This window comes from Haloferula sp. A504 (assembly GCF_044385805.1).
Lineage (GTDB): Bacteria > Verrucomicrobiota > Verrucomicrobiia > Verrucomicrobiales > Akkermansiaceae > Haloferula.
Window position 1 is genome coordinate 1 of sequence record NZ_JBISBU010000097.1, and the last position, 11609, is coordinate 11609.

Here is an 11609-nt window from a genome sequence, read left to right on the forward strand (position 1 = left end):
CTTGGCCCTCCACCCCCGGGGAACATCACTTCAACGCGAACAGACGGTTCACTTTGCGTGACGCAGCTGTTCCGTGTTGGAAAGGGAAATTACTTTCTGCGACGTGCCGCCTTCTTCTTGGCGGCCTTCTTAGGGGTCACCTTCTTTTTGGCGGCCTTCTTCTTGGTTGCCTTTTTCTTGGCGACCTTCTTTTTGGCAGCCTTCTTCGCCGGCTTCCGCTTGGCGGCCTTTTTCTTCGCGGCCTTCTTGCGGGTCACCTTCTTCTTGGCGGCTTTCTTGGCGGCCTTTTTCGCCGGCTTGCGCTTCACAGCCTTCTTGGCGGGCTTGCGGCTTGCCGTCTTCTTGGCAACCTTCTTACGGGTCACCTTCTTCGCCGCCTTCTTGGCGACCTTCTTGCGGGTTCTCTTCTTTGCAGCCATGGCTTTGTGTCGTTTGAGTTCGCGTTCGATGTTTGTTTTCTCTTCCGGAGTCAGATGTCCGGCGGAGAGTAGTGCGAGGATCGCCTCGTCGAGGCGACCTCCAAAAGCATTGGTGAGGAAGTCGTCGACCGCTTCGCCGACGATCTTCGCCTGGGAACGCGATGCCTCGTAGACGTGTGCCCGCCCCGAGCGGCGGCGCTTGACCAGGCTCTTGCGCTCGAGGCTCTGCATGACCGAGAGCACGGTGGTGTAGGCGCGGTCCTTGCCGTCGGGCAGGGCTTCAAGTACGTCGCCCACCGTAGATGGGCCATCGTGCCAGAGGACCGAGAGGGCCTGGAGTTCGAGGTTCGAGGGTTGCGAATAGGCGGCCATGCGTAGCGACTGCTTTGAATGGCCAACATAAAGCTGGTAGACGCGTCCCGGGTCAAGGTTAATTTTTCCTAAATATTGCCGACACGGTGCCCGAGCGGACCGTGTTTGCGACTACGGCAGCTGTGGTAGTTGGCCGCGCGCCCGCCTCAATGGCCGGCGTTCCTCCGTGCGGGGCGCTTGCAGCCCGGCGCGATTTCCGACAGATCCTTCCACAACTGCTCGTCCGATGGATGGCCGTTGAAAAGGACCCTTCCCGACTTGTCTACGAGGATCATGGTAGGTGCGGACTGGATCCTCAGGAGGCGGGCCAGGGGGTTCTCCGGGTGATCGACGAGCCAGGCGCCGGGGGCGGGTTCCTTGAGCGTGGCGAGGAGATCGCTGGTCTCGGCGACCGCCTCGGCGCCTCCCTCGCCGACGATCCCGATCACCGGGATCCCGTGTTTCCCGAGTTCGCCGGCGACCGAGCGGAGGTCGTCGAGGCCCTCCTCGCACTCGCGGCTCCAGGGGGAAAAGAAGTGCAGCAGAACGGCCTTCGATTCGCCCCGGAGTTGTCCGAGGCTGGCGGGCCTGCCGTTGAGGTCGGTGAGTCCGAGTTCGAAGTCGACGCGGATTCGCTTCATCGCCTCGGTGAGGCGGACGCGCTCGATGTGGGGCGCGAAGGCCGCACCCTGCCGCGGGCTCAACCAGAAGGCCTCGGTGATGTGCTTCTTGAAGCCCGCCCGGTCTCCCTTCTCGAGGGCGGCGATGGCCTTCACGTACTCGACCACGGCCAGCCAGTCTTCCTCGAAGGCGAAGATCCGGGATTCCTCGATCCGGAAGCGATCCGCCTGCTCGAGCATCGCCGGAAGCATCGCGGCGAGCTGGGCGTCCTCGCGGCGATCGACGTGGTAGAGGAACCGGGCCTCGATGACGGCCTGGGTGCCGGCACCCAGTTTCCGCGCATCGGCGATGGCTTCCTCCAGCCTGGCGTCGGACTCCCGGACCGAAAGCATGGTCTCGACGGCTTCGTCGAGCGGGGTGCTCCCGGTTTCCGGTTCGGCGGACGCGATCAGTGAGGTGGCGAGGACCGCTGCGGCGATCGGCCCCGGCCACTTCATTGAGCGGGAATGTTCAGGGTCTGTCCGATGCGGATGTTGTTGTCGCCCGACGCCATCCCGTTGGCGGAGCGGATCGCATCGACCGTGACGCCATACTGCCGGCTCAGTCCCCACAGGGTGTCACCCTTGGCGACGGTATGGGAGCCGGCGCTTGCCGCCGGGGCGGCGGGCGGGCTCGGCGGGGAAGGCGGCATCGGCGTGGCTTCCTCGTAGGCGGCGCTGCCGTAGGAGGGATCGGCCGGCGGATTCACCGATTGGTAGGGGCTGGCGTCCTGGCCACCCTGCTGGGGGACCCCGTAGGGATCGGAGGTGTCGTATCCGGTATCGTAGTCTTCGGAGCCGGAAGGGCTGCACGATGCCAGGGCGGCCAGAGCGGAAACGGTGGTGAGCGAGCGAATGATTCTCATGTTCGGCGAGGGTTGGTTGTGGATTTAGCAGATGGACGTTTTGATGAAAAGCCGCGTCCACGGTCTTCTCCCTGCTAACGACGCAGAGGTCGCGGTTTATTCAGAGATCCTGAAGAAGTCGCTCGCGGTGGCGGTCGTCCGCCGGGCGAGTTCCGACCATGCCATGCCCTTCGAGGTGGCGATTTTTTCGGCCACCAGACGGACGAAGGCCGGTTCGTTGCGCTCGCCGCGGTGGGGGTGGGGCGCGAGGTAGGGTGAGTCGGTTTCGATCATGAACGACTCCGGAGGAAGCGCCGTGGCGACCTCGAGGACCTCCCCGGCGTTCTTGAAGGTGGCGACGCCTCCGAAGGAAACCAGGCCACCGAGGTCGATCACGGCACGGGCGTTTTCGAGCGGCCCGACGAAGCAGTGGAAGACCGCGCGCACCTGGTCGGAGTGGCGACGGTAGATGGCCAGCGCATCCTGGAACGAGGCGTCGCCCTTGCGGTCGCGGGTGTGGATGACGACATTCAGTCCGGTTTCGGCGGCGAGAGTGAAGTGTGCCTCGAGGAAATCGATCTGGCGCCTGCGGAAGGAGGGCTCGTCCCAGCCGTCCGGGGCCGGGTGGAAGTAGTCGAGGCCCGTCTCGCCGATCGCCGCGACCAGTGGGTTGGCGACTTCAGGCCGAAGGCGCTCGAGCGCGTCGTCGGGAGCCGAGTGGACGTCGCATGGATGGATTCCCAGGCAGGCGCTGACTTCCGGGTGTGAGGCGGCAAGCTTGAGATTGGCCTGAAGGTCGTCGAGGCAGGTTGCGAGCGTGATGAGGCGGGTGACTCCGGATGCCTTCGCCCGCTCAATCACGGCGGCTGTTTCGTCCGCGGCGAATCGATGGGACGCGAGATGGCAGTGGGAGTCGGTGAGCATCATGTTTCCAAGTTCCAAGTTCCAAGTTCCAAGTTCCAAGTTCCAAATGCCAAATGCCAAATGCCAAATGCCAAACCCTGAACCCTGAACCCTGAACACTGAACACTGAACACTGAACACTGAACTTGATTCAGTCCTGCAGTTGGGTCTTCGGCTTGTAGAGAAGGGCGAAGGGGATGAAGGCGATCGCGGTGCCGAACATGAGGTAGGCGAAGAAGCGGAAATAACTGGCGCCCTCCATCCGGGTCATGCCCCCCGAGAAGAAGGTGAGGTGGGGAAAACGGTCGTCTTCCTTTGCTTCATCGCTGAAGCCGAGTTCGGCCTTGCGCTGATCGAGCCATGGAGTCTCCGGGTGGAAGCGGTCGGTCCACGAGTCGGCCTTCTCCTTCTTTTCCGGTTTCGGGAGGTCGATCAGGATGCCGGTGTCCCAGCGGGTTCCGGGCGTCCGGTCCGGGCCGTCACTGATCAGCCGCAGGCGGGTGGAGTTGAGGATTTCGTAGCGCACGGGGTTGCCCCATGGGTCCTTGCCGGGGTCGCCGAACTCATCGGGTGTCGGCGGGCGTCCCGTCTCGATGGCATCCTGGCGCAGGCGGGTGGCGACGGCGGCGAAGGGTTCGAGCGAGGGAATCTCGATGCGCGTGAGTCGACCTTCTTCGTAGCGGGCGATGAAATCATCGTCGGTGCCGGTTTTCCCGTCGTGTCCGGGGAGGACCACGTTGCGCGGCGAGTCCTGCCAATCGTCCGGCAGAGCTTCGATCGCGGTCTCGGCCTGCTCCAGCGGCGCGTTCGGGATCTGGATGAAGTGGTTGATGCCGGCGACCAGCAGGTTTCCGACGGCCACCGCGGCGAGGTAGAAGCACATCACGAGCGACTTCATGGTCTTCGGTGCCTGGGTGTAGGCAAATTCGAGAGCGACGATGGACACCATCACCTCCGCTGCGGTGAGCAGCGCGTAGGAAATGATCTGCCACGAAATCGAGGGACGCTGTCCGGCGTCGATCCACTGCTGGATCAGGGCGACCAGGCTGAACGAGCCGACCATGATGAAGAGCCCGAGTCCGATCTTCCGCAGGGCCGTGAGTTTCCAGACGCGCCCGATGGCCGGGTAGAGCACGAAGGTGAAGAGCGGGATGAAGGTGAGGACGAAGATCGAATTGAGCGACTGGACCTGGGACGGCAGCCACTCGATGCCGAGGAACTCGCGATCCATGTCCATGGCCTGGAAGATCCAGGTCGAGCCGGTCTGGTCGAACAGCGCCCAGAAGACCGCGACGAAGAGATAAAGCGGGAGGATCTTGAGCAGGGTGACGAGGCCGCCTCCCTCGAACAGTTCGGTGATCACCCGCCTGCCTCCGGCCGGGACGTGGATGAAGCGCTTCCGACCCATCCAGAACACCACGGTGGCGATTGCCATCAGCACACCGGGCACGCCGAAGGCCCAGTGCGGACCGTACCACTCCAGGAGCCAGGGTGTGAGGGCCATCGAAACGGCCGCGCCGATGTTGATCGAAAAGTAGAACCAGTTGAAGACGCGCGGAAGCAGGTGGCTGTTCCTGGCGCCGAACTGGTCCCCCACATGGGCGGAAACGCACGGCTTGATGCCTCCGGACCCGAGGGAAATCAGGGCGAGTCCGAGGATGAGCCAGACCGAGGCCGAGCCGGTGGTGCCCATCAGGGCGAGGGCCCCGTGGCCCATGCAGTAGACCACCGAGAGCCAGATGATCGTGCGATACTTTCCGACGAACAGGTCGCTGAGGAGGGCGCCGAGCAGGGGGGTGAAATACACCGCCGTGTTGAAGAGGTGGACCTTCGCGGTGGCCGAGGCCTCGGACATGGGCGTGCCCGGAGTGCCGTCCATCAGGTGCAGGTACTGCGCCATGTAGACCGCCAGCACCGCCTTCATCCCGTAGAAGGAGAAGCGCTCGGCGGCTTCGTTGCCGATGATGTGCGGCACGCCGGGCGGCATGCCTTCAAGGTCGGCGGGGGACGTGCGGTACTTCATGGAGACAGAAGACGGGAAGACAGAAGACTGAAGACTGGAGGCACAGGGCGATGCGGGCTGGAAGCGGGAGTCTTGCGTCTTCCTTCTCCCGGTCTTCTGTCTTGCCTACCACTTGATGGCGGCGGCGGCCCAGGTGAGGCCGGCCCCGAAGGCGACCATCACGACGTGTCCCCCCTTCGGGATGCGTCCCGAGCGGTGGGCCTCGTCGAGGGCGATGGCCACGGCGGCGGCGGAGGTGTTGCCGTATTTCTGCAGGTTGGTGAAGACGCGATCGTAGGGAACGTCGAGTCGCTCGGCGATCGCATCGATGATCCGGAGGTTGGCCTGGTGGGGGACGACGAGGTCGATGTCCGCGGGCTTGAGGTCGGAGCGCTCGATGACCAGTTCGGCCGACTGCTTCATGCGCAGGACCGCGTGCTTGAAGACCTCCTTGCCGAGCATGGCGAGGGTGTTGAGGTGCTGGTCGGCGTTCTCGCTGGTGATCGGACAGGCGGAACCGCCGCCGGGGATGTTGAGCAGGCGGGTCTGGCGGCCGTCGGTGCCCATTTCGGTGGCGAGGATCTCGCCATCGTCGTCGTCCTCGCGAAGCTTGAGCACCGCGGCGCCGGCGCCGTCGCCGAAAAGCACGCAGGTGGAGCGGTCGTCCCAGTTGACGAAGGACGAGAGTTTCTCCGCGCCGATGATGAGTGCGTTGTCGAAGGCGCCGTCGGAGATCAGGCGCTTGGCGATCTTCATCGCATAGAGAAAGCCGGAGCAGGCCGCCGAGATGTCGAAGGCGACCGAGCCGAAGGCCCCGAGGTTCTGCTGGACGTAGCAGGCGGTCGAAGGCGTCAGCGTGTCGGGCGTGATGGTCGCGACGATGATGAGCTGCAGGTCCTTGGGGTCGAGCTCGGCCTGCTCGAGGGCCTTGTTGGCCGCATTGGTGGCGAGGTGCGAGGTGAACTCGTCCTCGGCGGCGATGCGTCGCTCGCGAATGCCGGTGCGGGTGACGATCCATTCGTCGGTGGTCGCGACCCGCTTCTCGAGGTCGGCGTTGGTGAGAACCTGCTCGGGCACGTAGCTGCCGGTGCCCGCGATGCACACGGACCTCGTGGTGGTGGAGGCGTCGCTCATGGGCGGGAATCTGGGTGGTGCCACCCGATTGGGCAAGGGGGAAGGCGAGCCGCGTGATTCAGGCGCGTTCGAGGCTGGCGAGCGCCTCACGGAGGGTCACGCAGTCCCTGAAATCGACGGCATCGGCCTCGACGGCACTCAGGGCCTCGAAGTGGCGCTTGCCGAACTTGATCTTCTGGTTCTCGCGGTCCCGGCGGGCGTTGGGGTCGGATGTGCTCTTCGTCTCCCGGACGAGGTAAACCTTGTTCTCGTCGCCGGTGACGATCGCCCAGTCAGGGTTGTAGGGGCCGACCGGAGTCGGGATCTTGAACCAGCGGGGCAGCTTGAAGAAGAGCTTCACTTCTTCCCGGGCATCAAGTGCCTTGGCGAAGTCCTTCTCGATCTCCGATTCCCATTCGATGACGTCGTAGAGGGCCTTGGATTTGTTCTGCACCTCGTAGAGGCGGGATGCGTAGGCGGTGATTTCCTCGCTGTCGTCTTCGTCGAAAAGCCTCTGTTCGTAGGCGAGGCCATTCACGCGGTGGTAAGTGACCCCGTCATCAACGATGGCGCTGAGCGCCTTGTTGACGGCCTTGGTGGCCCAGGTCGAGAAGACCGATGGGTTCTTGAGGAAGTCGGCCAGCCGGTCGGAGTCGATGAGGATCCTCGCCAGGGTCGCCCGGGTGAGCCGCGTTTCGCTCTGGAGGTGCCCAAGGATGTCGGGCAGCCGGGTGTTCGTGAGGGTCTTGGCAGTGCTCTCGCGGACGGTGGTGCCGCGCACGCCTCCCTCAGTCAGTTCAACCTGCGTCTTCGAGGTCGCGATCGTGATTTCGGGAATGTCGGGGATTTTTCTCATCTCCTCGACCGCCGAGGCGATCAACGCGTCGGTGGAGAATTCCACGGCATACTTGGTGCGCTGACTGATGCGACGCCAGAGTTCCTCGAACTCGGGAGTCAGCTGGACCGCCTTGTTGAGCCTGATCCGGCGCCGCTCGCGGCGATTGCGGATCCGCGAGGTGAACGACATGTGGCGGATGAGGTCGATGACCTGTGGACGGAGGTCGCGGAATTCGTCGCTGGTATCCAAGACAAAACCCTCCTGATCTGGAGTGAACCTGTCGGTGACCTCGCCCTTGACGGTGAGGTATTCGCGGCTCTTGAGTTCGTCCCAGAGTTTGCGGGAAGCGTCCTTCCCGATGGGATCGCTTTCGCCCGGCCGGACGAGTTCCCGGAAGGCGTCGGGCTTGACCTTGCCGAACTCGATGCCCGAAGCGTCTGCGATGTCGCTCTGCAGTGCCTTCGCGTAGTCCTCGAAGCGTTCGTTGCAGACAACGGTCAGGCGGTTGACCTGCGGATCATGGATCACCGCCCCCTCGGCATCGCGGGCGAGGCGCAGGCCGCGGCCCAACGTCTGCCGCCGCTCAGTGTCCGTGCCCATTTCGCGCAGCGTGCAGATTTGGAAGACGTTCGGATTGTCCCAGCCTTCCTTGAGGGCCGAATGGCTGAAGATAAACTGGCGCGGTTCCGCGGGGGAAAGCAGGCGCTCCTTGTCCTTCATGATCAGCTCATAGGTATCGGTGTCCGCCTTGGTCGTGCCACTGGTGTCCTTCCAGCCGCTTTTGTCGCCGGAGAAGTATCCGTCGTGAACGGTTTCGGCGGGGTGATTGAGGTGCTTGCCGAGCACCGGGTGGGCGGCAATCTCGCGATAGGTCTCTTCGAGCCATTCGGCAAAACGGCCCTTGAGCGGGGTTCCGTCGCTGGTGCGCTCCCGGTAGTTCGCCACCTTGTCGATGAAGAACAGCGAAAGCACCTTGATGCCCTTCGGCGCGAGCTGGTTGAGCCGCTCGGCATGCACTTTCACCGTCTCGCGGATCTGCTCGCGCAGGATCTCGTCATTCGAACCGCCCAGCTCATCGTCGAGCGCGACCGCCCGGCTGTTGGCGAACTCGATGTACTCGCTGCCCGGCGCCGCATTGATTTCGCGGACAATCCAGTTCCCGCTGTAGGCCTCGTTGCCGCCAGCCTTGGATTGCAGGTTGTCGCCCTTCTTGATCGTAACCAGCGAGGTCTTCGAGGATCCCGCCTTGAGGAGACGGACCTTGGCGCGGATCGACCCGCCGCCTTCGCGCAGGTCGACCTTCTCGACCTTGAGGAAAGGATCGGCCTGCGAGGTGGTCCCGGTCGTGTAGGATGAGGAAACGTCGATGCCTTTGACCAGGTGCCGGTCGTAGGCCTGCACCGGGTCGAGGCGGTAGAGCAGGTGATACGGATTCCGGTGCGTCGCGGAGTAGCGCAGCGTGCAGAGCGGATTGAGGGAGAGGATCGCCTTCTGGGACGCCGGGGTGTTGTCCACCGACTGCGGCTCATCGATGATCACGATGGGGTTCGCGCTGGCGACGAACTCGGAGGGTTTGTGCCCGGAGAGCTGGTCGCGGCGGTCGTTGAAGATCCTCGAATCCTTCTTGCCGCGGAAGGCGTCGATGTTGATCACCATGATCTGGAGCTGGTTGCTCGAGGCGAACTGCCGGATCTTGCCCAGTTTCTTCGAGTCATAGACGAAGAAATCGTAGGGCACCTGGTCGTAGAGCGAACGGAAGTGCTCGCGGGTCATCTCCAGGGTCTTGAGCGTGCCCTCACGGATCGCCACGGAGGGCACGACGATGATGAACTTGGCGAAGCCATGGTGCCGGTGCAGCTCGAAGAGGGTCCGCAGATAGACGTAGGTCTTGCCGGTGCCGGTCTCCATTTCGATGGAGAAATGCGGGCAGTCCGACCCGTCTGAGTCCGCGTAGCGGATGCCCAGCGAGGGCGAGGGTTCGATGCCGTTGCGCTCCTGCACGGCCCGGATTCGCTGCAGCAGACCGTCGCGGGCGAGGACGGCGTTGCCGACGCCCATCGGCGTCTGGACGGTCCCGCGGAAAAGTTCGGTGTCGAAGGTCTGGAAGGCCGTCGCCACGTCCCGCGAATCGGCGGCCTCGCTGCCCTCGAAAAGGCCGAGCACTGCGTCGATGGCGGTGGTCTGGTGCGGCAGGTGGGCGTCGAATTGGAATTTCATGGTTCCTTCCGTTTCTTCCTTTCGGTCGGTTTTGCCGGGATCTCCCCGGCGATCTCTTCCAGCCGCTTGAGATTCTCCTTCGCGCCTTCGGCTTCCAGCAGCGCCCGCCGCCGCACGACGAAGGCCTCGTATTCCGTCGCCGCGTGAGCGTCCGCCTCCTCCTTGGATACGGATCCGGGGTTCTCCAGCACTTCACGGTCATTGAAGCGAAGGAAGTCGTCGAGCTTCGTCCGCCAGTCCTTGAGGAAGATCTGCCGCCGTCGCTTCGCCTGGTCCTCGGCGAAGTCGAGCCACATCACAACGATGCGGTTGAGTTCATCGATCTCGCCGTCCTTCAGGTAGTTCTTCGCCACGGTCACATCCCCCTTGCGGACCACGCCGCCCTTCCAACTCGTCAACCCCATGTTCGCCTTTGTGGCGTCCGCCCGTTGGTCGATCAGCTCTGCGGCGGTGAGTCCGGTAGCGGCGAAATGCAGCTTGTTTTGGATGGTCTGGAAAAACTTGGTCGTCTCCTTGGATGAAGGCTCGTAGTCGCCCGCCATGGCGAAAATCTCACGCACCCGCAGATACATCCGGCGCTCGCTCGCGCGGATGTCGCGGATCCGCTCCAGCAAGTCGTCGAAGTAGTCCGGGATGCCGGAACCGGCGACGGGCGGGTTCCGGAGTCGCTCGTCGTCCATGGTGAAACCCTTCACCAGATACTCTCGGAGCCGCTCGGTGGCCCAGCGGCGGAACTGCGTCCCGCGGACCGAGCGGACCCGGTAGCCGACGGCGAGGATGGCATCGAGATTGTAGTGGCGCACCGACCGGCGGACGGAGCGCTCCCCCTCCACCCGAACTTGTAAGTATTCCTTACAGGTTGCCTCCTCGTCGATCTCACCGTCCTCGTAGAGAGCCTTGAGGTGGAGCGTGATGTTCTGGGGGGTCGTCTCAAAAAGCTCCGCCATCAGCTTCTGGCTGAGCCACAGCGTCTCGGCCTCGAAGCGGCACTCCACCCGGGTCCGGCCGTCCTCGGTGGCATAGAGGAGGAATTCACCGGCCGGTGGAGGGAGATCGTCGTCCATTGCCTCAGACGGTGCGGAACTGGATTTCGGGCTGCAGGGCGCGGAAGGTTTCGAGGGCGTTGACCTTGAGGGCGTCGTCGCCGTGGAGGGCCTTGTCGAGACAGAGGAACTGGAGCGGATGGCGCTCGGCCACGGCGTCAATGATTTCGGGGCCGATGCGGTCGGCGAGGCAGAGGAGAAGCGACCCATCCTCGACCGAATAGACCGGATGGCCGGCGAGTTCGAGCTTCTCGACCGGGCAGGTCAACTCGAAGCCGGCCTTGAGCAGGATCTCGAAGAGGATGGACTCCTCCGTTGCGTGGCTGGCGAGGTGGTCGAGGTGGGCCTCGAGTTGCTGCTGGATGGCGTTCTCCGACTCGGCCGCCGCCTCGCCGTCCCAGCGCTTGAAGTTCGACGGCGCGAGCTTGAAGACGCGGAAGCCGAGATCGGGGGATGATGGATGGTGGATGGTGGATGGTGGATCGAGGTCGAGTTGATCCGCTTGCTCGGCGCTCTTCGATTCCAGCTCGGCGCGGATTTTTGCCCCGGCGCGACGAATGCGCTCCTTGCAAAGGTCGGCAATCGTCTTGTAACCGGTGATGCTAACGGGTTCGGGTAGCTGGATGCTCAGAAACCTTCTCCCCCCCGAGCTGAAGCTGGCATGAGCAGTGGATCCACTACCGGCAAAGAAGTCTGCAATCAAGTCGCCAGGTCTGGAACCAACCTCGATAAGGCTTTCGATCAAAATTACAGGCTTTGGATAATCAAAGACCTGCGCGCCGAATAGCTCTCGAACTTCTTTGGTGGCTGATTGATTCAATGCGGAAAAAAACCTTGTGCGGCGTTCACTGGGTTTCTTAGGGCCGACAGGCTCGACCCACGTAGACACTGGGTTTGAAGTAGAATGAGAATCGTCAGCCTGAAATCGAGTTTTGAAACGTGGGCGACTCATGTTCCCGGAAGGGTTGTCCTCAGGCCATATGATGTTTCCTTCGTCTATCTGACGTTGCATCGTGCCGGGTTCGAATCTCCAAACTCTTGTTTCTGGAGGTAGATACTCAACCGAATCCGCCGACCTTTTGATGGGGTAGAATTGGTTTGGACGCATTCCCCTAGTCATCCCAATTGTATACTTCTCGGCATCATTATTTCGGATTTCTTGAGTGTGGCAGATATAGTCATCATTGCGGCTGCGTATTAACTCCCGATGATAGAATTG

The 11609-nt window shown here is 62.9% G+C and carries 8 protein-coding genes and 1 pseudogene; all 9 read right to left on the reverse strand.

The window, feature by feature from the left end:
• Window positions 1–443: 443 nt before the first annotated feature.
• Window positions 444–791, reverse strand: a pseudogene (locus ACG2LG_RS22980) (BlaI/MecI/CopY family transcriptional regulator); the annotation flags it as partial.
• Window positions 792–937: 146 nt separating this feature from the next.
• A complete protein-coding gene (locus ACG2LG_RS22985) occupies window positions 938–1888 on the reverse strand; it encodes a TlpA family protein disulfide reductase (protein ID WP_396263083.1) in 951 nt (316 codons plus the stop codon).
• The gene (locus tag ACG2LG_RS22990) at window positions 1885–2295 is read right to left on the reverse strand and encodes a LysM peptidoglycan-binding domain-containing protein (protein WP_396263084.1); all 411 of its coding nucleotides are present in this window, start codon (window positions 2293–2295) and stop codon (window positions 1885–1887) included. The genes ACG2LG_RS22985 and ACG2LG_RS22990 overlap by 4 nt, the downstream gene beginning before the upstream one ends.
• Window positions 2296–2391: 96 nt before the next feature.
• Window positions 2392–3201: a TatD family hydrolase gene (locus ACG2LG_RS22995; protein ID WP_396263086.1), complete on the reverse strand. Its 810-nt coding sequence runs from the start codon at window positions 3199–3201 to the stop codon at window positions 2392–2394.
• A 127-nt stretch (window positions 3202–3328) separates the two neighbouring features.
• Entirely contained in the window at window positions 3329–5200 is a 1872-nt protein-coding gene (locus ACG2LG_RS23000) for a POT family MFS transporter (RefSeq protein ID WP_396263088.1), read from the reverse strand.
• Window positions 5201–5305: 105 nt separating this feature from the next.
• Window positions 5306–6313: a beta-ketoacyl-ACP synthase III gene (locus ACG2LG_RS23005; protein ID WP_396263090.1), complete on the reverse strand. Its 1008-nt coding sequence runs from the start codon at window positions 6311–6313 to the stop codon at window positions 5306–5308.
• Window positions 6314–6371: 58 nt separating this feature from the next.
• Window positions 6372–9347, reverse strand: coding sequence for a DEAD/DEAH box helicase family protein (locus tag ACG2LG_RS23010; protein WP_396263091.1), 2976 nt, complete (start codon window positions 9345–9347; stop codon window positions 6372–6374).
• The gene (locus ACG2LG_RS23015; RefSeq protein ID WP_396263094.1) at window positions 9344–10411 is read right to left on the reverse strand and encodes a virulence RhuM family protein; all 1068 of its coding nucleotides are present in this window, start codon (window positions 10409–10411) and stop codon (window positions 9344–9346) included. Before ACG2LG_RS23015 ends, ACG2LG_RS23010 begins: the two co-directional genes overlap by 4 nt.
• Before the next feature lie 4 nt (window positions 10412–10415).
• Window positions 10416–11510 (reverse strand): DNA methyltransferase, encoded by a 1095-nt coding sequence (locus ACG2LG_RS23020; RefSeq protein ID WP_396263096.1) that lies wholly within the window; start codon window positions 11508–11510, stop codon window positions 10416–10418.
• Window positions 11511–11609 lie beyond the last annotated feature (99 nt).

Coding starts and splice junctions, on each gene's coding strand:
- ACG2LG_RS23015 (WP_396263094.1), bottom strand. CDS start 10,411: ATGGACGACGATCTCCCTCCACCGGCCGGTGAATTCCTCCTCTATGCC.
- ACG2LG_RS22995 (WP_396263086.1), bottom strand. CDS start 3,201: ATGATGCTCACCGACTCCCACTGCCATCTCGCGTCCCATCGATTCGCC.
- ACG2LG_RS23005 (WP_396263090.1), bottom strand. CDS start 6,313: ATGAGCGACGCCTCCACCACCACGAGGTCCGTGTGCATCGCGGGCACC.
- ACG2LG_RS22990 (WP_396263084.1), bottom strand. CDS start 2,295: ATGAGAATCATTCGCTCGCTCACCACCGTTTCCGCTCTGGCCGCCCTG.
- ACG2LG_RS23000 (WP_396263088.1), bottom strand. CDS start 5,200: ATGAAGTACCGCACGTCCCCCGCCGACCTTGAAGGCATGCCGCCCGGC.
- ACG2LG_RS23020 (WP_396263096.1), bottom strand. CDS start 11,510: ATGACTAGGGGAATGCGTCCAAACCAATTCTACCCCATCAAAAGGTCG.
- ACG2LG_RS22985 (WP_396263083.1), bottom strand. CDS start 1,888: ATGAAGTGGCCGGGGCCGATCGCCGCAGCGGTCCTCGCCACCTCACTG.
- ACG2LG_RS23010 (WP_396263091.1), bottom strand. CDS start 9,347: ATGAAATTCCAATTCGACGCCCACCTGCCGCACCAGACCACCGCCATC.